This window comes from Planktothrix paucivesiculata PCC 9631 (genome assembly GCF_900009265.2).
Classification (GTDB): Bacteria; Cyanobacteriota; Cyanobacteriia; order Cyanobacteriales; family Microcoleaceae; genus Planktothrix; species Planktothrix paucivesiculata.
In genome coordinates, this window is record NZ_LR735008.1 from 208456 (window position 1) to 232145 (window position 23690).

Here is a 23690-nt window from a genome sequence, read left to right on the forward strand (position 1 = left end):
CTATTATCCGATTTGATGAACCGGAATTTCCACAATAAATTCTGTCCCTTCTTCCGGTAAAGCCTGACATTCAATCATTCCCTGATGTTTTTCTACTACAATTTGATAACTAATCGATAACCCTAATCCCGTGCCTTTACCCGCAGGTTTAGTGGTAAAAAATGGGTCAAAAACCCGATTTTTGACTGGTTCAGGAATGCCATGACCATTATCTTGAATAATAATTCTAACTCGTTCTATCGGTTGTTCTTGGCTTGGTGGCACTAACTGGGTTTGAATTGAAATGGCTAAATATCTAGTATCTAAAGACTCCTTAGATAAGGATTCTAGTTCATCAATAGCATTACTAATAATATTCATAAACACTTGATTCAATTGAGCAGCATAGCACTCCACTTTAGGAAGTTTTCCATATTTCTTAATCACTTCAATCGTCGGACGATCAGGTTTAGATTTTAAGCGATGTTGGAGAATTAATAAAGTGCTATCAATCCCCTCATGAATATCAACCGCTTTCACCTCAGATTCATCTAAACGGGAGAAATTTCTTAAAGACAAAACTAACTGCCGAATGCGATCGGCTCCGACTTTCATCGAAGATAAAATCTTAGGTAAATCTTCTATGATAAAATCAAATTCAATGTCTTCCATTTTATTTTCAATCTCCTCTGAAATATCAGGATACTGTTTTTGATATAATTTGACTAACTCTAATAAATCCCTGGTATAGTCCGTGACATAACTCAAATTTCCATAAATAAAATTAACCGGGTTATTAATTTCATGGGCGACTCCAGCCACTAGCTGCCCTAAACTCGACATTTTTTCACTTTGCACCAGTTGACTTTGGGTTTGTTGTAAATCTTGAGCTAATTCTTCCGCTTTTTTTTGAGTCCCTGCATACAGTTCTGCTTGGAGTAAAGCTACTCCGAATTGAGTCCCAATTTGAGCTAATAATTTAATTTCTTCATCCTCCCAATGACGAGGATAGGAATTTTGATAGGCTGCGAGTAATCCCCAGAGGGATTGTCCTTGTAAAATCGGCACAATGATATAGGATCTAGCCTGTAATTGTTCCAGCAATTTTATATGACAAGGATTATGTCCGGCGGTATAAATATCATCAACAGCATAGGTTTGATTGTCTCGATACCGTCCTCCTAATGTCTCTTGTAAATAGCTATCTTGAATCATGGGAACCGTGTCAAATAAAGAGTTCCATCCCTCAGTCACGGATTCAGCAACAAAATAACCCGACCAATCGGAACTAAAGCGATAAACCACAACTCGATCTGCATTTAAAAATGCTCTAACTTCGGCGGCAGTCGTATTAAAAATAGTAGAAATATCTAAAGAATTTCTGATTTTTTCAATCACTTGATAGAGTAATTCTTGCTGCTCACTTGATTTTTGTCTTTCAGTTAACTGCGCCACTTTTTTTGCCTGTTCTTGAACCTGTTCCATATAATTAATTTGTCGTAAAGCCACTTCTAAATTTTTAGCAATTTCAGTGACAAATTCTATTTCTGATTGTTGCCAATAGCGAGGATATTTACATTGATGAATACAGAGTAAACCCCAAAGTTTTTGACCTTTGAGCAGGGGAACAACTAAGTTAGCTCGAATTTGAAACTGGGCTAAAATTTGCCGATGACAATCTTGTAAATTAGCCTGATAAATATCAGGAATCGCATTAATTTTACCCTGTTGATACAGATTATAAAACTGATCAGAAAAACAATGATCTTCTACTTTTTGAGCTAAAGCTGAACCAAACCCGGCAACTACATCTTCCGAGATAAATTCTCCTTCCCCATATCCCGAATTGGGATTAAAGTAAAAAACACCTACTCGATCCGCATTTAAAAGCTGTCTAACCTCTGTTACAGTAGCTTGAAAAAGCTGATCCAGATTTAAGGTTTCTCTAATTCGACTAATCACCCTGGTTAATGTTTTTCGTTGTTCCAATTCTTGAGATATTGCTTGACCTAACTCTCGTTGCTCAATTGCAGTCTCTAAATATTTAGCAATTTCCCTGACAAATTCAATTTCATCGGGTTTCCAATCTCGGCGTTGGTGATTATATACCCATAAAAATCCCCATAAGTGTTGTTTTTTATATAAAGGAATTCCTAAGTTGGCTCTAATTTGATAATCCCTCATCCATTGGAACATTAAGGGATTGAATCCACTATAATAAATATCTGAAACTACCAGAGCTTGTTGATTTTTTTCGGCGGGATTAAACCCCAATAATTCTTTTGTTGTGATCTCGAAATTTAACAGGGATTTAAACTCAGGTAATACGGTTTCAGCAATATATTTTCCCCGGATACTTTCCGCATTCCCATAGCACTGCACAATTCCTACCCGATCAACATTCAGATATTGTTGAAGTTGTAATGTTGTGGTTTGTAAGAGGGTATCTAACTGCAAACATTGATTAATTTTCTTAATTATTTTTGTTAAACACTGATAATGTTGAGATTGCATTTGAGCTTGAATTAAGATAGGATTTGAGGTGTCTTGAAGCTGTCTTAAATGGGTGACATCTCGACAAACTCCCATCACACCTGTCACTTGCCCATTAGTATCTTTAATCGGAGTATATAAACTATTATAAATTTTGGCTCCCTTGGATAAAGAAATTTCTTGATTTACCCGAATATTTTCGCCTGTTTTTAAAACATAATCGACAAATTTATCTATTTCCCCAGCTTGCTGATTAAAAAAGTCCTGATTTCTTTTTCCCACAATTTCAGAGGGAGGAATACCCAGGGCGATCGCTCCGGCTAAATTAATTTTAACATAACATAAATTAATATCATATTCGACAAAAATATCCTCACTATTGTCTGCGAGATCCTGTAAATCTTCCCAAGTCTTCAAACTGGATGTTTCTAGTTCATAAGGTGAGAGTTTTAGGTTTAAAATTCCCTGCAATTGGGCAAAGGTACTGTCATTGAGACAGCATTCTCGTAACTGCTTCCATTGATGTCGATTTACGATCATATACAAGCGCCTAATGTCATCAGTTTGCCAACTTATCTACAGTATAAAACATCACTTAAAATCTTGGGTATGAATTTTGCCATTCACGAATCCATGGCTAGATCAGGTAATGATTGTCGCACGGGAATTTCTATTCTAAATTCTGTTCCTATTCCCCAGTTAGAGAGGCATTTGAGCGATCCATGATGTTTTTCAACAATGATTTGATAACTGATTGATAACCCTAAACCCGTCCCCTGACCCACCGGTTTTGTAGTAAAAAACGGATCAAAAATATGGGTAAGTACGGCATTAGGAATACCTGCTCCGTTGTCAATGATCGAGATCACAACTTTAGGGGATGCTGTAATTTCATCCTTCAAGCTTGTGCGGATTTCTAAAGATGGTTGTGTCTGTTCTGGATAGGACTGATTGGCTCCGGTGCTTTTTAATGCTAACGCATCCAAGGCATTGCTTAGAAGATTCATAAACACTTGGTTGAGCAAACTAGCGTAACATTCCACGGGGGGAAGGTTGCCATACTCTCGCTTAACTTGAATTTCTGGCCCCTCTGATGAATCAAGATTAAGACGATGTTGCAACAGCAATAATGTACTTTCAATCCCCTCATGAAGATCAACAAATTTTAAATCCGCTTGATCTAATCGGGCAAAATTGCGTAAAGATAGAACTAATTGACGAATGCGATCAGCCCCACTTTGCATCGACTCCACAATTTTAGGTAAATCTTGGGTAATAAAATCCAACTCAATAGTGCTGATATATTTAACAATTTCTGGCGGCGGAGACGGATAATAATGTTGATAGAGTTGAATCAGATTTAATAAATTTTGGCTATATTCCCCCGTGTAGATTAAGTTACCAAAGATAAAATTAATCGGATTATTAATTTCATGGGCAATTCCAGCGACTAACCGCCCCAAACTTAACATTTTTTCGGTTTGAATTAGTTGACTTTGGGTTTTTTGTAACTCATTTAAAGTTTGGGTAAGTTGTTGGGCTTTTGCCTGTTCATTTTGGGCAGATTGAAGACTTTGTTGATACAATTCTGTTTGATAAATTGCGATCGCTGCTTGATCTGCTAATTGTTGTAAAATATCTAATTCCTCAACTTCCCAATTACGAGGATTTGTACATTCATGGGCAATTAATAATCCCCAAAGTTTAGACTCTTGATTAATCGGAACAATTAAATTTGCCTTCACGCACAAATCTTCTAAAAATTCTTGATGACACAGGGCTAAATTTTCTTTATAAATATCAGAAATAGCCCGCATTCTTCCTTGTCTATAAAGATCCGCCATCTCCTGCGGAAAACAATCATCGGGTGTTTTAATCCCTAAAATCGAGCCAATAGATTTCCCTCGATCTTCAAATACAACTTCCCCCGCCTGTCCACTAATCAGTTGATAAATCACCACCCGATCCGTATCTAATAAAACTCTAACTTCCCGAACCAAACAAGATAAAGTAGCGTTTAAATCCAGCGTCCGACGAATTTGATCGGTAATTCGTTCTAGGGTTTTAGCAAAATCTAAGGAGCGTTGAAGTTGAGAGGTTCTTTCGGCAATTTGCCGTTCTAAATTAATATTTAAAGTTTGAACTTCTTGATATAGTCGATACTGTTGAATTGCCATAGCAAATTTACGGCTTAATGCTGTGGCTAAAGTTAATTCTGTTTCTGTCCAAGATTGAGCTTGTCCCTGTTTAGACTCTCGCCAAATTTCAAAAGACTGCCGGGGCATCATCTGTTTGATACTGGGATCAAATTCTCCCGCCCACAAAGTTTCTGTATCAATTTCTTCCCGAAAAATAGTCAGCACCCCCAATAATTGCTGACGAGATTGAATCGGTAAAACTAATAATCCTCGAATTAATGTGGACTGAAAGGCTGAGATTAAAACTCGCCATTGATATTCCTTATAAACATCGGTGATCACCCAAGGAGATAGGAATTGATTCGGTGCAGTCGAATAATGGGACGGATTTCCATAACCTTGACTTAACCAATGTTGCCAGAGGGGATGTTCTTCTAAAATACCTGAAGCACTACCCATAGGAGCATGGGGCTGTTTACCCGCCGTGAACACCTCCGTGGGACTCAGGGAATAAGCCGGAATATAGAGCCGTCCCCCCACTCCACTCAGAGCTTTAACGGTGGCTTCTAATGCCTCTTGTAGTTCAATGGTGGGGCGTTCATGGAGTAGAGAAGCAATACTATTGATTGTGGCTTCCTGTCCAGCTTTTTGTCGAGTTTGGCTTAATAAATTAGCTTGGGTGATCGCAATTGCCAATTGATCTACTAATAACTGGATTACTTGGATATCGGTTTCAGCAATGGCTTGGGGTTCGGCGTGGTGAGAAACTAATAATCCCCAGAGTAGAGGGGTTTCACCGACTAGGTTATGGGGCGGATTTAGTAAAATTGGAATCGCCAGGGAAGATTGTACCCCCATCGCCGTTAAATAGGCTTGGTGGCAAGGATCAAGGCTGCGATAGTCAATCCCAGATGGGGTTTCGGCTTCTCCTGAGTCGTTGCTGATCCCAAATTTTCCCTCACCGACATTAATAATAGTGCGTTGACGCAGGGAACAAAACATTTCCCGAGCATGGGGCGGAATATCATCGGCGGGAAAATGTAATCCCAACAGGGAGGGAAGGTGATCGCGATCGCGAGATTCGGCCACCACTTCCCCACTACCATCGGGACTAAATTGATAAATCATCACCCGATCGGTTCCCCAAAATGAACGAATTTCGGCAACGGTGGCGGTTAAAATTCCGGGTAATTCTAGGGATTGACGAATGCGGTTCGTAATCCGATGTAGCAAGACCTGTTGATCTAATTTAGATTGAAGTTGTTGTGTATTGTCCAACCGATTCATAATAAGTACCTAATCAGTCATCAGTCATCAGTGATCAGTTATCAGTTGTCAGTAGAAACGTGCCATGGCGCGTCTGTACCCGTTATTAGTTGTTAGTCACTGATAACTAATAACTAGGAACTGATAACTGATGACTGATAACTGATAACTAACTAAAAGGGCATTAATTGTTTAATTGCCTTACTCGCAATATCTCCGTAACGGAGTTGACCACAGAAAATTTTACTCATGATTTTTGTGGCGGCGGGCATTTTTACCCCAGCCTTATAAGCGACTTTGGGAAACCGATAGAATGCACCGCCCAGACGTCCGGCCCAGACCATATCCGTACCCCATTCTTCCTTCATTGTCTGGGTATAGCCTTCTAAAGCATTACCCACACCGCCTAAGGCTTGATCAATCGCTTCTGCCGCTTTGACCCCACTTAAAATGGAAGGACGAATTCCCTCTGCTGATAAGGGATCAACTAAACTGGCGGCTTCTCCGGCAAGTACAGCGTTTTGGGTATGTAAAGTTTTATCTCCATCCCAGAGACACAGAGGATGGTCATAAACGGTCGAATGACCTAAACCGGCTTTAGTGGCGTAATCCAGTAAGTCTTTCTTCAGATCTTTCGGCTCTCCCCCGATAAAAGTCGCAATACTCAGGGAATAACCATCGGCCTTGGGGAATCCCCAAATACTACCATTTTTTACCATGCCAAATTCAAAACTGGGTGACAACAATTGATCCGTTGCCACTTCCATAAATTGACTTTGGCGCAGTTTAGACTGTTTCAAGCCCAGCCATTTCGCCATTGAACCCTTAGCCCCATCAGCCCCAATTAAATATTTAGCGGTTAGGGGTTCAGTGGTAGTATTTACTTGCCAATGATCGCTTTTAAATTCAATCCCGGTAACTTCTGTATTGTCCTGGAATTGCGCTCCTTGACCCTTCGCCTGTTCCACGAGAAATTGATCAAAGACATCTCGCCGTACCATCCACATCGGCGTGGGAATTTCAGACTCAACGGCATCATCTAATTGCCAAGTATAGCGAATACGTTCCACCGTTGTCGAAATTGCCGGACTAAAATCAAAATCAAACCATTGGGCGATCGCCGGAGAAACTCCCCCTCCACAGGGTTTTAATCGAGGAAAGGCAAATCGATCTAAAATTAAAACAGAACGCCCGCGTTTGGCTAAATGATAGGCTGCTGCTCCTCCGGCCGGGCCAGCACCAACAATAATACAGTCAAATATTGTTGTCATGAATATGTTAGGGATTTTGTTGTTTATTGAGGGTTGAGTGTTAACCGTAAATCACCAAGCCCCAACCCTCAAACTCAGTTAAACAGTGGTGATGTCTTTTTCTTTGACAGCCAAGGCTTCATCGATTTTAGCAATGTACTTGTCTGTCAGTTTTTGAACGGAATCTTGCAAATCAGCAGATTCATCTTTTGAGAGTTCACTACTTTTTTCCTGTTTCCGAATAGAATCAATCGCATCCCGACGAATATTTCTGACGGCCACTTTCCCCTCTTCAGCTAATTTAGCCACTTGTTTGACTAATTCTTTCCGGCGATCGCTGGTTAAAGGGGGGATATTCAGACGGATCACGGAACCGTCGTTATTGGGGGTTAACCCAATATCGGACATCAAAATCGCTTTCTCAATAATATTGAGGCTATTTCGATCAAAGGGCTGAATTGCAATCGTGGTGGAGTCGGGGGTACTAATATTCGCCAATGCTTTTAAGTGCATGGGACTCCCATAATATTCCACGATGATTCGATCTAATAAACTGGTATTGGCCCGCCCCGTCCGAATGGTATTGAAGGAGCGTTGAGCCGCCTCCAATGCCTTAACCATGTGTTCTTCAACTTCAGCTAACTTCACACCAACCTCCAACTAAGGTTCCAACAGGTTCACCACTCACTGCCCGGCTAATATTTCCCCGCACAGTCAGATCAAATACAACAATAGGGATATTATTTTCTTTGCACAACGCGATCGCTGTACTATCCATCACTCGTAAATCATGGGTGAGGACGTAGCTGTATGTCAATGTTTGATAACGTTTGGCGTCCGGGTTATGTTTGGGATCGCTATCATAGATGCCATCTACCTTGGTCGCTTTAAAAATCACTTCCGCATCAATTTCGGCCGCCCGCAGTGCTGCGGTGGTGTCCGTGGTGAAAAAAGGATTTCCCGAACCCGCGCCAAAAATAACCACCCGATTTAGTTCTAGGTGGCGAATGGCTTTTCGTCTAATATAGGGTTCGGCGATTTCCTGCATGGCGATCGCCGTTTGCACCCGGGTCGGAACCCCAATTTGTTCTAAAGCATCTTGCAAGGTAATCGCATTCATCACCGTAGCAATCATCCCCACATAATCGGCCGTGGCTCGATCCATGCCCCCGGCGGCGGCTTTCACCCCCCTAAAAATATTACCGCCACCCACCACAATAGCGACTTGTACTCCTTGATTAACCACTTCGGCTACTTCTTGAGCAATCTCTTGAACCACCGATGGATCAATGCCATAGCCCAAATCTCCCATCAGGGCTTCGCCACTTAATTTAAGTAAAATGCGTTTGTACGCTGTTCCCATTTATACCCCCATAGCCTTTGTATTCATCAGTATCGCCAATTTTCCTGAACGGATTAGGTTGATCGTTACTCGTCGCCCAGACATTGGGGCTATCATATCAGGATCTATAGTTCAAGTGCTTCTGGTATCCCTCTTCTGTCACTCTCCGAAAAATCTTGCATTTTTTCAGTCCTAGAGCGTAGACACAGCAAGCGATCACACTATTTTTTTCCGAGTAGCAATTCCTGAGAGCGCGAAATTGGCTAAAATGCGATCGCCCCATCCCAGATAGTTGACTATAACGTGGCTTTGGAAATTACTAATCATAGGAAAAACCGGAGAGTGACAGAAGAGGGATATCAATATCTCCACTTAATCGAGCAACCGATCGCATCGGTGCATTCGGTGGTAATCGGTTCGTTGTTTAGGAGTTGGGCGATCGCATTTTTTAAATAGGGGACAGTGACATTTTCCGCCAGTTGGGAACTATCATCAATTAAGCCTTGATAGCGGACAATTCCTGACCGATCTAATAAAAACGTTTCTGGGGTATTACTCGCCCCAAAACAATGGGCTACCTCTTGGGTAATATCTCGAATGTAGGGAAAATTTAATCCCTGTTCTATGGCAAAATTTTTCATATTCTCAAAACTATCATCCGGGTATTGGGTGGCATCATTGGCATTAATCCCAACTAAAATTACACCCTGTTCCCGATAGTCTTGTTGTAACTGCTTCAGGCGATGTAAGTATGAACGAACATAGGGGCAATGGTTACACATAAAAATTACAACAACGGCTCTATATTCTTCTAAATAACGAGCCAAATGATGAACTTCATCATCAATTCCTGGTAATTCAAAATCAGGAGCATAGCGATTAATTAAAGTACCCGGCATAGTTAATATTCTCACCTTCTTAAAATAGTGAATTGTATTTAGATTTAATTGACCCTGATTAAATGTTGATCTTCATAGGTCTACACCTCATGTTAACCGAATTCGATGGAAAAAATCCGATCAATCACCTTGAGGATATCTCCAGCCATTGGATGAGTTGATCAAGCATACTAACTAGATTAATTGAAGATCTAACATCAGTCAAGGATTTTAGAAAATCCCAGGGAAAAACTCATTCTTCTCTTGGGGTTTGAACCAAAAATAAATATTAGTTATTTTTGATAAATATGGAACCAAACGGATAAAAAATCGGGAGAAAATCAGGATCTATTTTTATTCTGGATTTTCCAGGCTTCTGTTAACCTTTGACTCAGGGTTTCACTGACTAATTGATTGCCAGAGGGCGTCAAATGAATATGATCTCGATAGAGGGTTTCGGGTTGAGCAGCAGCTTTGAAGATCGGCAAAAAATCAATATAAACCCAATTTTCAGCTTGTGCGACTTCCATTAATCGTTGACGGGCTTTAATTTCATAATCCCGCGATCCCGGCTCACCGACTTCCCTTAATAAAGGTGTCATTGCTAAAATCAAGTCAGCATCATTTTGCCGAGCAAGGGCTTGAATTCTTTGGATTTTTTCCAAATTATATCCCACCGGGTCAGAAGGTTGAGGTTGGGCGACGGTCGGCATCGGTGCAGAGGGTTTTAAATAGCGGTTAAACACCTCTATTAAAGCTAAACGAGGGGATATATTAGGGTAGTTGCGATCGCGTCCGACAACGCCAGGATTTGGGGTTCCAGAGAATAAATCATCGGTATTGATCAACAAGACTATCACCTCGGAACCAAACAGCCCAAACCGTTGTAAATAAGCCAGTTGATTCGGTGGCCCCCAGGAATTTACAGCCACATTCAGGACTTCCCAATTCCCCCCACTGCCCGCAGCAGCCAATTGTCTACCCATTAAGGCCGAGAGGGTTTGAGATTGGTCTGTCCACCATCCCCCATTCACCAAAGAATCCCCCAATAACATCACCCGTCGAGTCCCAGCCGTTGGCAGTGGACTAATATTCCCACTTCGCATCGAATACTGGTTAATGTTAATTAAGTTGCCATAACGACGGGTTTTTTGGTTGGGGGCTAATAAATAGCCGATGTCCGAGTCCGCCAAATAGAGGACGGGAGAACCCAATCCCCAACCCAGGCGTAACCCCATTTCCATCGCCATCAAAACACCCAGCAATATTCCCAACAGGACTAGAAGAATTTTCATTTTTTTATCAGTTATCAAAAATGGGAGCCAGAAGACCCGCACCATAAGGAACGTTGGCGTCGAGATGAATGGCGACCCAAAAAAACAAATTACAGATTTTGTGTGAGAATGTTAAGACATGACAGAAAAAACCTACCGTTACCGATTCTATCCAACTCCTGAACCAGAAGACTTAAAGACTGTTAATTCTTGCACTGATAACTGATAACTGATAACTGATAACTGTATAATGTAATGTCTTTATTAATTTTCAAACCCTCCATACTCTGCCTTTACTTTGAGCCTAGAGGTAAGGTGGCAAAACTTTGGTGGTCATAGGTAAATCTGTGGACTTAGATCAAATCTTTAAAACTCCTAATCCTATTATCGGTGTTGTACATCTGTTGCCTCTACCGACTTCTCCCCGTTGGGGAGGAAACCTGAAAACAGTTATTGACCGCGCTGAACAAGAGGCAACCGCCTTGGCTTCCGGTGGGGTTAACGGCATCATCGTCGAAAATTTTTTTGATGCTCCCTTTGCCAAAGATCAAGTTGATCCAGCCGTTGTCAGCGCCATGACCCTGATTGTGCAGCGGATTATGAACTTAGTCACGCTGCCCATAGGGATTAATGTGCTGCGGAATGATGCCCATAGTGCCTTAGCCATTGCGGCCTGTACGGGTGCTCAATTTATCCGCGTCAATGTCTTAAACGGCGTCATGGCCACGGATCAAGGGATTATTGAAGGTCACGCCCATGAAATCCTGCGCTATCGACGGGAATTGGGTAGTGATGTCAAAATTTTAGCCGATGTTTTGGTCAAACATGGTCGTCCATTAGGATCTCCTAACCTGACCACGGCTGTCCAAGAAACGATTGAGCGGGCCTTGGCCGATGGGGTAATTCTCTCCGGTTGGTCTACGGGTAGCCCCCCCAGTTTAGAAGATTTAGAACTGGCTCAGGCGGCGGCTATGGGAACCCCTGTATTTATTGGCAGTGGCGCCAGTTGGGAAAACGTCGGAACCCTGATGCAAGCAGCGGATGGGGTGATTGTGTCCAGTTCATTAAAACGCCATGGACAGATTCATCAAGCGATTGATCCCAGTCGAGTTAGTCAGTTTGTAGAAACGACCCACCGGAGCTTGAATCAGTTATCAGTAGAGACGCGCCATGGCACGGCTGTACCCGTTATCAGTCATTAGTCCCAGCCAGAAATAATCAGTGAAATAGCGAGTTGATAGTCTTGACGCCTCACTGTTGACTCTTACACTGATAACTGATAACTGTTTACTGATCACTGATTTATGGGACGTTCTACCCCTTGGGTTTACCGTTGGTCACGGCCGATGATCGCGGCGATCGCGATTATCGGTATGATCGAAAATATCTACTTAACCAGTATTAAACTCCTTGGTGGGACGGCGGTTTGTCCCACTTCTGGCTGTGAGGAGGTTCTCAATAGTCCTTATGCGACGGTCTTAGGTTTACCCCTAACTTTATTTGGATTTTTAGCCTATACCACGGTTTTGCTATTAGCCGTTGCTCCTTTGATTGTTAACCCGGTGACAGAAAAAGCCCGTCGCCAAACAGTTGAAGCTCAAACGGGGTTTTTTCTATTCCTTGTAACTACTGCAATGGTCTGTTTCAGTAGTTACTTGATGTTTTTGCTATTTTTTAGAATTCAAGCAATCTGTCCCTACTGTATTGCCTCGGCCCTGTTCTGTCTGAGTCTATTTGTTTTAACTCTCATCGGCACCAGTTGGGAAGATCTGGGTCAACTTTGGTTCTCGGGTCTTGGGATAGCGATGATTACGGCCATTGTTGCCCTAGGTTTGTACAATAGTGTTGATGTTGCCAATGCTCCTAACTCTTTGGATAACAGTAATGGTCAGACCGGGTTAGCGATTACTACCACATCCGGGCCAGCCGAAATTGCTTTAGCTCGTCACTTGACCCAAACCGGGGCAAAGGAATATGGGGCCTATTGGTGTTCCCACTGTTACGACCAAAAACAACTCTTTGGGAAGGAGGCGTTTGCTATGATTAACTATATTGAATGTACGAGTGATGGCAAAAATTCTCAAACCCAAGTTTGCGAAAAAGCCGGAATTCAGGGTTTCCCCACTTGGGAAATTGGGGGTAAATTGTACCCGGGAATTCAACCCTTAGAAAAATTAGCTGAATTATCGAACTATCAGGGGCAACAAAACTTCAAGTTTTGATCGATTGATCAACTAGAGATGGGGCGGATTACCCAGGGTCAGTTACAGTATCCGCCCCTAGGACTTGACATTCAATCGACAGGAGGATGGCTGCAACCGATGTTCAAAAGATTTAAAGAGTATTGTCGTCGAGTCCCACTTAAAAGCTGGTTATCTCAAGAAGGTCGAGTATTAGTAACTGCTTCTGGTGTGACGGCGGTGGTGATTTTTATTAGATTTTTAGGGATTTTACAACCGTCCGAATGGGCGCTTTATGACCAATATTTTCGAGCACGTCCCTTAGAATCTGTAGATGATCGGATTTTAATTATCGGGATTGATGAACAGGATTTACAAGAGTATGGGTTTCCAACTTCTGATAGAACTTTGGCTCGACTGTTACAAAAAGTTAATCAGGGTCAACCACAAGCCATTGGTTTAGATATTTATCGGGATTTGCCCATCGCACCCGGACAAGCAGAATTAGCAAAAGCCTTTGAAACGATTCCTAATTTAATCGGGATTGAATTATTAGAAACTAACAGAAAGTCGCAGGTTAAATCGTCTCCAATTTTAGTACAAAAAAACCAAATTGGGTTTAATAATGTCCCGCGAGATGCCGATAGTAAAGTTAGACGGGGATTATTATATATTAACAATGAAGATCAACAATTTCGCACAAGTTTTGCTTTACAACTGGCTCTAATTTATCTCGAAAATCAAGGAATTATACCTAAACCTTCTCCGAAAAATCCCAAGGAATTAAAAATCAAAAATACTGTATTTCCTTGGTTTAAACCTAATGATGGTTCCTATATTAGAGCCAACAATGGCGGTTATCAATTCTTAGTCAACCTACGGGGGCCGACGGGAACATTCCCCTCTATTCCGATGCGGGATATTTTGGAAGGTCGAGTTTCTCCTGATTTAATTAAAAATCGAATTGTGATTATTGGTTCCACGGCTCCGAGTATTAAAGATTCAGAATTTACCTCCTATAGTGATGGGATATTTAAGTCTTCTGAACCGATGTATGGTGTTGAACTACAAGCCCAATTAACCAGTCAAATTATTAGTTCAGTTTTGGATGGTCGAACCCTAATTAAAGTCTGGCCAGAACCCTTAGAATGGTTGTGGATTTTCGGATGGTCTTGGGTGGGGGCTGCCTTGAGTTGGAAACTCCAATCCCTCCGTCGTTCGGTGTCTTTAATTATTTTAATTAGTATTGGGATCGGCGGGGTAACTTATCTGGCTTTTCTTAAAGGTTGGTGGATTCCTGTGATTCCGGCTAATCTGGCTTTAATGGGGTCGGCGGGCGTGATTATTGCCCATTTAGCCCATTTACAAGGGGAGTTAAAACGGTCTACCGAATTTTTACAAAGTATTATTAATACTATTCCTGACCCGATTTTTGTCAAAAATAAAGACCATCAGAAAATAGTTTTAAATCAAGCCTATTGTAAATTTGTGGGTTATCCGTTGAATGTATTAATGGAAAAAAGCGATGATCAACTTTTTCCTAAACATGAAGCCGAAATGTTTCGCCAACAAGATGAAATGGCTTTTAATACTACCTGGGAACAGGAAAATGAAGAACAGTTAACCAATGCTTTGGGTACTACCCATTATATTGCAACCAAGCGATCGCTGCACCGAGACGCGGCCGGAAATGTCTATTTAGTAGGAGTGATTCGAGACATTACCGAACGGAAACTTTTAGAAGATAATTTAAAACAAATTGCCGCCGAACTCAAACGGTCTAATGCAGAATTACGGGTTTCCGCCGAACATGACCCCCTAACTGGACTCCCCAACCGTACCCTATTCCAAGAAAGGTTAACTCAATCAATCGAATGGGCAAACCGCCAAAATCGAATGGTGGCACTGTTATTTTTAGACTTAAATGACTTTAAGGATGTGAATGATAATCTCGGTCATCAGGTGGGAGATTTACTACTTAAAACTATTGCGGACAGACTCAAAGGGTGTCTGCGGGGAAGTGATACGGTGTCTCGCTTGGGGGGGGATGAATTTACCGTGATTCTGCCGGGGATTCCCAGTAAGTCAGATATTGCTAGGGTTGCCCAAAAAATCCTTGATACCATTACGGAAGAAACCGTTTTAGAAGGACACAAAATTTCGATTACTACCAGCATCGGTATTAGTTTGTACCCCACGGATGCCCAAGATAGGTCAACCCTGATTAAGTTAGCAGATGCAGCCATGTATCGCGCTAAGACCACCGGGAAAAATTTGTATGAGTTTTCCCGAGAAGATTAAGTCTGTAGGCACGAATATCAAACAGCCGTTGCAGAAACTATTGATAACAAAAACCCCCTCCGATTTATCACTGGAAGGGGTTTTTGATTATTAACCTGGCACCGAGCTATTTTCCCAGGCGGCTACCCGCCAAGTATCTTCGCCGTATCAGCGTTTCACTTCCGAGTTCGAGATGGATCGGAGTGGTTCCACTGAGCCATANGTACAGCATGAATTTACCGATAAGATTACTGAAATTTTAAATATATATTTTCCTGAACAGGGAAGTAAAATCTTGGATTCTAGCGAGTTATTACAATATCTAAATATTAAGACAAAAGCTGCTAATCGTGGTTCCAAGTCACGAGCAGGATTTGCAAATCATTATGCTATATATGTCTTGGTCGAAGACTATCTAAATAATAAGTTTCATATTAATGGCAATTATAGTGATTATGAAGGAGCAAAATTTACAAGACTTCTTCAGAGACAACGAGAACTTCCATTTGGAAGTAAACTCCAAAATCATGCCCTCAATAGTAGACTAAATGAAGAATTTAAAAAATACTTTCCCACATCATCTTATGTACCTATAATCAGAGATTCTAAAACCAATAAATATTGGATTAATGAAAATCTCTTAAAATGTTCTATTGATAATTCTCAAATAAATATTGCTGAAGCGATTAAAGATATTATTGATGCTTATATAGCAGCGCGTGGTCAAGCATTCAATAACTTTATGATCTATTGTCAACAGATGATCGATATTCAGAAACAAGATCCTTCACAAGCGGTTAAATTTATTAAAGATTTACTGAAACCTAATATAGATGCAAGAGTTTTTGAAATTGTCAGCTACGCCATTTTGAAGGAATATTATGCAGACCAACAAATATATTGGGGTTGGTCACCCGATGAACTAAATGTGGAATATTTAGTTTTATATAAAACGGGTCGAACCAACGCAAACGATGGGGGTATAGACTTTGTAATGAAACCCCTGGGAAGATTTTTTCAAGTCACAGAAACTCTTGATGCAGGTAAATATTTTCTCGATATTGATAAGGTTCAGAGATATCCAATTACTTTTGTTGTGAAAACAGAACATACCGTTGAAACAATCTTAAACAAAATCAGAGAAAAAGCGACGGAAAAATATAATATTAAAGCCATTGTTAAAAAATATATGGAATCTGTAGAAGAAGTGATTAATATTCCCGAACTGATCAGTCATTTTGATAGGGTTTTAGAACGGGGTAAAGGTGCATCTGTTATTGAAGAAATCGTTTTACAAAGTCGTGTGGAATTTAATGTAGAAGCAGAGGAACAAGATATTTTGATCAACGAAAATGGGGTTGAAAATGAGTAGACATTGGTATTCCCATAAGTCGCCGTTTTATATTGAATCGGCCCCAGAATTCGATTGTAGACGGAATGCTATTCGTAAACCGGAAGAAACCAAGGGAGAACATTATCACGTTACTATCACTAATTCCGATGATTCCTGTTGCGCTCCTGTGAGTTCTACTTGTTGTTAAATAGTGAAAAAAAGGTTATAATAATTCCTAATCTAAGGTGATATTTAATAAGTTTAGATTAGGGCGATCGCTAATAGCTGGAAACACTTTATGGGTTTATAAATTACTTTCCTAAACAATGGTAATGTTTGAACGATATGAAGACCAGGGACATATTATATTTCACGGTGATTCTTTACCTATTTTGTCAAGTGAAATAACATCTGAATCTGTAGATCTAATTTTTATCGATCCTCCCTACAATATCGGGAAACAATTCTCAAATTTCCACGACAAATGGGAGTCTGATGAGGAATATGCAGTATGGGCTTATAAATTACTGGATGAGTGTATTCGGATATTAAAGCCCAATGGAACTTTATATGTGATGGCAAGTACCCAAGCGATGCCATATTTTGATCTTTATTTAAGAAATAAAATAGTAATTCTGAGTCGCATTATATGGCATTATGATAGTTCAGGAGTTCAAGCCAAAAAATACTTTGGATCAATGTATGAACCCCTACTTTATTGCGTTAAAAATAAGAGTAATTATGTATTTAACTCAAATAATATTAAAGTAGAAGCAAAAACAGGCGCACAAAGAAAGTTAATTGATTATAGAAAATCGGTTCCTAGTCCCTATAATTCGGAAAAAATACCCGGAAATGTCTGGTATTTTCCTCGTGTTAGATATCTTATGAAAGAATACGAAAACCATCCTTCCCAAAAGCCTGAAGCATTACTAGAGAGGATAATTCTTGCTAGTAGTCAGGAGGGTGGTATTGTACTTGATCCATTTGGAGGTACATTTACATCAGGTGCGGTAGCCAAACGATTAGGAAGAAATTCTATTAGTATAGAATCTCAAGAGGAGTATCTTAAAATTGGTCTGAGGCGAGTTCTGGGATGGCAAGAATATAAAGGGGAGAAGCTATTACCTCCACAGAAAAAACAGACTAGAAGAAATAAAAACACTCAAAATTTTGATTTCATTCAACAGGAGCTTTTTAATGCCGACAGTACAGCATGAATTTACCGATAAGATTACTGAAATTTTAAATATATATTTTCCTGAACAGGGAAGTAAAATCTTGGATTCTAGCGAGTTATTACAATATCTAAATATTAAGACAAAAGCTGCTAATCGTGGTTCCAAGTCACGAGCAGGATTTGCAAATCATTATGCTATATATGTCTTGGTCGAAGACTATCTAAATAATAAGTTTCATATTAATGGCAATTATAGTGATTATGAAGGAGCAAAATTTACAAGACTTCTTCAGAGACAACGAGAACTTCCATTTGGAAGTAAACTCCAAAATCATGCCCTCAATAGTAGACTAAATGAAGAATTTAAAAAATACTTTCCCACATCATCTTATGTACCTATAATCAGAGATTCTAAAACCAATAAATATTGGATTAATGAAAATCTCTTAAAATGTTCTATTGATAATTCTCAAATAAATATTGCTGAAGCGATTAAAGATATTATTGATGCTTATATAGCAGCGCGTGGTCAAGCATTCAATAACTTTATGATCTATTGTCAACAGATGATCGATATTCAGAAACAAGATCCTTCACAAGCGGTTAAATTTATTAAAGATTTACTGAAACCTAATATAGATGCAAGAGTTTTTGAAATTGTCAGCTACGCCATTTTGAAGGAATATTATGCAGACCAACAAATATATTGGGGTTGGTCACCCGATGAACTAAATGTGGAATATTTAGTTTTATATAAAACGGGTCGAACCAACGCAAACGATGGGGGTATAGACTTTGTAATGAAACCCCTGGGAAGATTTTTTCAAGTCACAGAAACTCTTGATGCAGGTAAATATTTTCTCGATATTGATAAGGTTCAGAGATATCCAATTACTTTTGTTGTGAAAACAGAACATACCGTTGAAACAATCTTAAACAAAATCAGAGAAAAAGCGACGGAAAAATATAATATTAAAGCCATTGTTAAAAAATATATGGAATCTGTAGAAGAAGTGATTAATATTCCCGAACTGATCAGTCATTTTGATAGGGTTTTAGAACGGGGTAAAGGTGCATCTGTTATTGAAGAAATCGTTTTACAAAGTCGTGTGGAATTTAATGTAGAAGCAGAGGAACAAGATATTTTGATCAACGAAAATGGGGTTGAAAATGAGTAGACATTGGTATTCCCATAAGTCGCCGTTTTATATTGAATCGGCCCCAGAATTCGATTGTAGACGGAATGCTATTCGTAAACCGGAAGAAACCAAGGGAGAACATTATCACGTTACTATCACTAATTCCGATGATTCCTGTTGCGCTCCTGTGAGTTCTACTTGTTGTTAAATAGTGAAAAAAAGGTTATAATAATTCCTAATCTAAGGTGATATTTAATAAGTTTAGATTAGGGCGATCGCTAATAGCTGGAAACACTTTATGGGTTTATAAATTACTTTCCTAAACAATGGTAATGTTTGAACGATATGAAGACCAGGGACATATTATATTTCACGGTGATTCTTTACCTATTTTGTCAAGTGAAATAACATCTGAATCTGTAGATCTAATTTTTATCGATCCTCCCTACAATATCGGGAAACAATTCTCAAATTTCCACGACAAATGGGAGTCTGATGAGGAATATGCAGTATGGGCTTATAAATTACTGGATGAGTGTATTCGGATATTAAAGCCCAATGGAACTTTATATGTGATGGCAAGTACCCAAGCGATGCCATATTTTGATCTTTATTTAAGAAATAAAATAGTAATTCTGAGTCGCATTATATGGCATTATGATAGTTCAGGAGTTCAAGCCAAAAAATACTTTGGATCAATGTATGAACCCCTACTTTATTGCGTTAAAAATAAGAGTAATTATGTATTTAACTCAAATAATATTAAAGTAGAAGCAAAAACAGGCGCACAAAGAAAGTTAATTGATTATAGAAAATCGGTTCCTAGTCCCTATAATTCGGAAAAAATACCCGGAAATGTCTGGTATTTTCCTCGTGTTAGATATCTTATGAAAGAATACGAAAACCATCCTTCCCAAAAGCCTGAAGCATTACTAGAGAGGATAATTCTTGCTAGTAGTCAGGAGGGTGGTATTGTACTTGATCCATTTGGAGGTACATTTACATCAGGTGCGGTAGCCAAACGATTAGGAAGAAATTCTATTAGTATAGAATCTCAAGAGGAGTATCTTAAAATTGGTCTGAGGCGAGTTCTGGGATGGCAAGAATATAAAGGGGAGAAGCTATTACCTCCACAGAAAAAACAGACTAGAAGAAATAAAAACACTCAAAATTTTGATTTCATTCAACAGGAGCTTTTTAATGCCGACAGTACAGCATGAATTTACCGATAAGATTACTGAAATTTTAAATATATATTTTCCTGAACAGGGAAGTAAAATCTTGGATTCTAGCGAGTTATTACAATATCTAAATATTAAGACAAAAGCTGCTAATCGTGGTTCCAAGTCACGAGCAGGATTTGCAAATCATTATGCTATATATGTCTTGGTCGAAGACTATCTAAATAATAAGTTTCATATTAATGGCAATTATAGTGATTATGAAGGAGCAAAATTTACAAGACTTCTTCAGAGACAACGAGAACTTCCATTTGGAAGTAAACTCCAAAATCATGCCCTCAATAGTAGACTAAATGAAGAATTTAAAAAATACTTTCCCACATCATCTTATGTACCTATAATCAGAGATTCTAAAACCAATAAATATTGGATTAATGAAAATCTCTTAAAATGTTCTATTGATAATTCTCAAATAAATATTGCTGAAGCGATTAAAGATATTATTGATGCTTATATAGCAGCGCGTGGTCAAGCATTCAATAACTTTATGATCTATTGTCAACAGATGATCGATATTCAGAAACAAGATCCTTCACAAGCGGTTAAATTTATTAAAGATTTACTGAAACCTAATATAGATGCAAGAGTTTTTGAAATTGTCAGCTACGCCATTTTGAAGGAATATTATGCAGACCAACAAATATATTGGGGTTGGTCACCCGATGAACTAAATGTGGAATATTTAGTTTTATATAAAACGGGTCGAACCAACGCAAACGATGGGGGTATAGACTTTGTAATGAAACCCCTGGGAAGATTTTTTCAAGTCACAGAAACTCTTGATGCAGGTAAATATTTTCTCGATATTGATAAGGTTCAGAGATATCCAATTACTTTTGTTGTGAAAACAGAACATACCGTTGAAACAATCTTAAACAAAATCAGAGAAAAAGCGACGGAAAAATATAATATTAAAGCCATTGTTAAAAAATATATGGAATCTGTAGAAGAAGTGATTAATATTCCCGAACTGATCAGTCATTTTGATAGGGTTTTAGAACGGGGTAAAGGTGCATCTGTTATTGAAGAAATCGTTTTACAAAGTCGTGTGGAATTTAATGTAGAAGCAGAGGAACAAGATATTTTGATCAACGAAAATGGGGTTGAAAATGAGTAGACATTGGTATTCCCATAAGTCGCCGTTTTATATTGAATCGGCCCCAGAATTCGATTGTAGACGGAATGCTATTCGTAAACCGGAAGAAACCAAGGGAGAACATTATCACGTTACTATCACTAATTCCGATGATTCCTGTTGCGCTCCTGTGAGTTCTACTTGTTGTTAAATAGTGAAAAAAAGGTTATAATAATTCCTAATCTAAGGTGATATTTAATAAGTTTAGATTAGGGCGATCGCTAATAGCTGGAAACACTTTATGGGTTTATAAATTACTTTCCTAAACAATGGTAATGTTTGAACGATATGAAGACCAGGGACATATTATATTTCACGGTGATTCTTTACCTATTTTGTCAAGTGAAATAACATCTGAATCTGTAGATCTAATTTTTATCGATCCTCCCTACAATATCGGGAAACAATTCTCAAATTTCCACGACAAATGGGAGTCTGATGAGGAATATGCAGTATGGGCTTATAAATTACTGGATGAGTGTATTCGGATATTAAAGCCCAATGGAACTTTATATGTGATGGCAAGTACCCAAGCGATGCCATATTTTGATCTTTATTTAAGAAATAAAATAGTAATTCTGAGTCGCATTATATGGCATTATGATAGTTCAGGAGTTCAAGCCAAAAAATACTTTGGATCAATGTATGAACCCCTACTTTATTGCGTTAAAAATAAGAGTAATTATGTATTTAACTCAAATAATATTAAAGTAGAAGCAAAAACAGGCGCACAAAGAAAGTTAATTGATTATAGAAAATCGGTTCCTAGTCCCTATAATTCGGAAAAAATACCCGGAAATGTCTGGTATTTTCCTCGTGTTAGATATCTTATGAAAGAATACGAAAACCATCCTTCCCAAAAGCCTGAAGCATTACTAGAGAGGATAATTCTTGCTAGTAGTCAGGAGGGTGGTATTGTACTTGATCCATTTGGAGGTACATTTACATCAGGTGCGGTAGCCAAACGATTAGGAAGAAATTCTATTAGTATAGAATCTCAAGAGGAGTATCTTAAAATTGGTCTGAGGCGAGTTCTGGGATGGCAAGAATATAAAGGGGAGAAGCTATTACCTCCACAGAAAAAACAGACTAGAAGAAATAAAAACACTCAAAATTTTGATTTCATTCAACAGGAGCTTTTTAATGCCGACAGTACAGCATGAATTTACCGATAAGATTACTGAAATTTTAAATATATATTTTCCTGAACAGGGAAGTAAAATCTTGGATTCTAGCGAGTTATTACAATATCTAAATATTAAGACAAAAGCTGCTAATCGTGGTTCCAAGTCACGAGCAGGATTTGCAAATCATTATGCTATATATGTCTTGGTCGAAGACTATCTAAATAATAAGTTTCATATTAATGGCAATTATAGTGATTATGAAGGAGCAAAATTTACAAGACTTCTTCAGAGACAACGAGAACTTCCATTTGGAAGTAAACTCCAAAATCATGCCCTCAATAGTAGACTAAATGAAGAATTTAAAAAATACTTTCCCACATCATCTTATGTACCTATAATCAGAGATTCTAAAACCAATAAATATTGGATTAATGAAAATCTCTTAAAATGTTCTATTGATAATTCTCAAATAAATATTGCTGAAGCGATTAAAGATATTATTGATGCTTATATAGCAGCGCGTGGTCAAGCATTCAATAACTTTATGATCTATTGTCAACAGATGATCGATATTCAGAAACAAGATCCTTCACAAGCGGTTAAATTTATTAAAGATTTACTGAAACCTAATATAGATGCAAGAGTTTTTGAAATTGTCAGCTACGCCATTTTGAAGGAATATTATGCAGACCAACAAATATATTGGGGTTGGTCACCCGATGAACTAAATGTGGAATATTTAGTTTTATATAAAACGGGTCGAACCAACGCAAACGATGGGGGTATAGACTTTGTAATGAAACCCCTGGGAAGATTTTTTCAAGTCACAGAAACTCTTGATGCAGGTAAATATTTTCTCGATATTGATAAGGTTCAGAGATATCCAATTACTTTTGTTGTGAAAACAGAACATACCGTTGAAACAATCTTAAACAAAATCAGAGAAAAAGCGACGGAAAAATATAATATTAAAGCCATTGTTAAAAAATATATGGAATCTGTAGAAGAAGTGATTAATATTCCCGAACTGATCAGTCATTTTGATAGGGTTTTAGAACGGGGTAAAGGTGCATCTGTTATTGAAGAAATCGTTTTACAAAGTCGTGTGGAATTTAATGTAGAAGCAGAGGAACAAGATATTTTGATCAACGAAAATGGGGTTGAAAATGAGTAGACATTGGTATTCCCATAAGTCGCCGTTTTATATTGAATCGGCCCCAGAATTCGATTGTAGACGGAATGCTATTCGTAAACCGGAAGAAACCAAGGGAGAACATTATCACGTTACTATCACTAATNCTATAAACTTTCACCTGGGTTTGAGGTTTGCAGCCGTTTGTGTTTTGTTTGCTTGCCTCTCACAATTTACTAATGTACTCGCTTTTTCTGGGAATGTCAACCCCTTTTTCAAACTTTTTTTGATATCGCTCAAACCTATACTGTTTAGCGTTTATA

Annotated in this window: 20 protein-coding genes and 1 rRNA gene; 13 read left to right on the forward strand and 8 right to left on the reverse strand. The window is 38.9% G+C overall.

From position 1 onward, the window contains the following. Positions 1-3: 3 nt before the first annotated feature. The 7 genes from PL9631_RS07890 to PL9631_RS07920 form a co-directional block, all read right to left on the reverse strand. Positions 4-3012 carry a GAF domain-containing protein gene (locus PL9631_RS07890; RefSeq protein WP_083618736.1) on the reverse strand — a complete coding sequence of 1003 codons (3009 nt, stop codon included), beginning with the start codon at positions 3010-3012 and terminating at the stop codon, positions 4-6. Positions 3013-3095: 83 nt separating this feature from the next. Continuing rightward, on the reverse strand, positions 3096-5897 hold the full coding sequence (locus tag PL9631_RS07895) for a GAF domain-containing sensor histidine kinase (protein ID WP_083618738.1): 2802 nt from the start codon (positions 5895-5897) through the stop codon (positions 3096-3098). 152 nt (positions 5898-6049) lie between these two features. Continuing rightward, positions 6050-7138 carry a geranylgeranyl reductase family protein gene (locus PL9631_RS07900; protein WP_083618889.1) on the reverse strand — a complete coding sequence of 363 codons (1089 nt, stop codon included), beginning with the start codon at positions 7136-7138 and terminating at the stop codon, positions 6050-6052. 87 nt (positions 7139-7225) lie between these two features. Then, positions 7226-7774: a ribosome recycling factor gene (gene frr / locus PL9631_RS07905; protein WP_083618741.1), complete on the reverse strand. Its 549-nt coding sequence runs from the start codon at positions 7772-7774 to the stop codon at positions 7226-7228. Beyond that, positions 7761-8489 (reverse strand): UMP kinase, encoded by a 729-nt coding sequence (gene pyrH, locus PL9631_RS07910; protein ID WP_083618743.1) that lies wholly within the window; start codon positions 8487-8489, stop codon positions 7761-7763. The genes frr and pyrH overlap by 14 nt, the downstream gene beginning before the upstream one ends. A 338-nt stretch (positions 8490-8827) precedes the next feature. Beyond that, entirely contained in the window at positions 8828-9367 is a 540-nt protein-coding gene (locus tag PL9631_RS07915; RefSeq protein ID WP_083618745.1) for a thioredoxin family protein, read from the reverse strand. 320 nt (positions 9368-9687) lie between these two features. Next, positions 9688-10641, reverse strand: a complete 954-nt coding sequence (locus PL9631_RS07920; protein WP_083618747.1) for an SGNH/GDSL hydrolase family protein — start codon at positions 10639-10641, stop codon at positions 9688-9690. Positions 10642-10967: 326 nt separating this feature from the next. Here PL9631_RS07920 and btpA point away from each other — a divergent pair, with 326 nt between their 5' ends. From btpA to PL9631_RS07935, 3 genes are all read left to right on the forward strand, one after another. Beyond that, positions 10968-11822, forward strand: coding sequence for a photosystem I biogenesis protein BtpA (btpA, locus tag PL9631_RS07925; protein WP_156090480.1), 855 nt, complete (start codon positions 10968-10970; stop codon positions 11820-11822). A gap of 102 nt (positions 11823-11924) precedes the next feature. Then, entirely contained in the window at positions 11925-12842 is a 918-nt protein-coding gene (locus PL9631_RS07930; RefSeq protein WP_083618751.1) for a vitamin K epoxide reductase family protein, read from the forward strand. 99 nt (positions 12843-12941) lie between these two features. Beyond that, the gene (locus tag PL9631_RS07935) at positions 12942-15101 is read left to right on the forward strand and encodes a CHASE2 domain-containing protein (RefSeq protein ID WP_083618892.1); all 2160 of its coding nucleotides are present in this window, start codon (positions 12942-12944) and stop codon (positions 15099-15101) included. Positions 15102-15194: 93 nt separating this feature from the next. On the opposite strand, the gene rrf is transcribed toward PL9631_RS07935, so the two are convergent. Then, positions 15195-15311: ribosomal RNA gene (rrf, locus tag PL9631_RS07940) — 5S ribosomal RNA — on the reverse strand. Positions 15312-15375: 64 nt separating this feature from the next. On the opposite strand from rrf, the gene PL9631_RS07945 reads away from it, so the two are divergent. From PL9631_RS07945 to PL9631_RS07990, 10 genes are all read left to right on the forward strand, one after another. Beyond that, entirely contained in the window at positions 15376-16452 is a 1077-nt protein-coding gene (locus tag PL9631_RS07945) for a restriction endonuclease (protein WP_231516673.1), read from the forward strand. Then, positions 16445-16621: a hypothetical protein gene (locus PL9631_RS07950; protein ID WP_156090481.1), complete on the forward strand. Its 177-nt coding sequence runs from the start codon at positions 16445-16447 to the stop codon at positions 16619-16621. The genes PL9631_RS07945 and PL9631_RS07950 overlap by 8 nt, the downstream gene beginning before the upstream one ends. A 124-nt stretch (positions 16622-16745) precedes the next feature. Then, positions 16746-17633: an adenine-specific DNA-methyltransferase gene (gene yhdJ / locus PL9631_RS07955; RefSeq protein WP_083618896.1), complete on the forward strand. Its 888-nt coding sequence runs from the start codon at positions 16746-16748 to the stop codon at positions 17631-17633. Beyond that, entirely contained in the window at positions 17614-18771 is a 1158-nt protein-coding gene (locus tag PL9631_RS07960) for a restriction endonuclease (protein ID WP_083618753.1), read from the forward strand. Before yhdJ (PL9631_RS07955) ends, PL9631_RS07960 begins: the two co-directional genes overlap by 20 nt. Then, complete coding sequence (locus PL9631_RS07965) at positions 18764-18940, forward strand: hypothetical protein (protein WP_156090481.1); 177 nt, start codon at positions 18764-18766, stop codon at positions 18938-18940. Before PL9631_RS07960 ends, PL9631_RS07965 begins: the two co-directional genes overlap by 8 nt. Positions 18941-19064: 124 nt before the next feature. Beyond that, a complete protein-coding gene (yhdJ, locus tag PL9631_RS07970; RefSeq protein ID WP_083618896.1) occupies positions 19065-19952 on the forward strand; it encodes an adenine-specific DNA-methyltransferase in 888 nt (295 codons plus the stop codon). Continuing rightward, positions 19933-21090 carry a restriction endonuclease gene (locus PL9631_RS07975; protein ID WP_083618753.1) on the forward strand — a complete coding sequence of 386 codons (1158 nt, stop codon included), beginning with the start codon at positions 19933-19935 and terminating at the stop codon, positions 21088-21090. Before yhdJ (PL9631_RS07970) ends, PL9631_RS07975 begins: the two co-directional genes overlap by 20 nt. Further along, positions 21083-21259 carry a hypothetical protein gene (locus PL9631_RS07980; RefSeq protein ID WP_156090481.1) on the forward strand — a complete coding sequence of 59 codons (177 nt, stop codon included), beginning with the start codon at positions 21083-21085 and terminating at the stop codon, positions 21257-21259. Before PL9631_RS07975 ends, PL9631_RS07980 begins: the two co-directional genes overlap by 8 nt. A 124-nt stretch (positions 21260-21383) precedes the next feature. Further along, on the forward strand, positions 21384-22271 hold the full coding sequence (gene yhdJ / locus PL9631_RS07985; RefSeq protein WP_083618896.1) for an adenine-specific DNA-methyltransferase: 888 nt from the start codon (positions 21384-21386) through the stop codon (positions 22269-22271). After that, entirely contained in the window at positions 22252-23409 is a 1158-nt protein-coding gene (locus PL9631_RS07990; protein WP_083618753.1) for a restriction endonuclease, read from the forward strand. Before yhdJ (PL9631_RS07985) ends, PL9631_RS07990 begins: the two co-directional genes overlap by 20 nt. Positions 23410-23690: the final 281 nt, after the last annotated feature.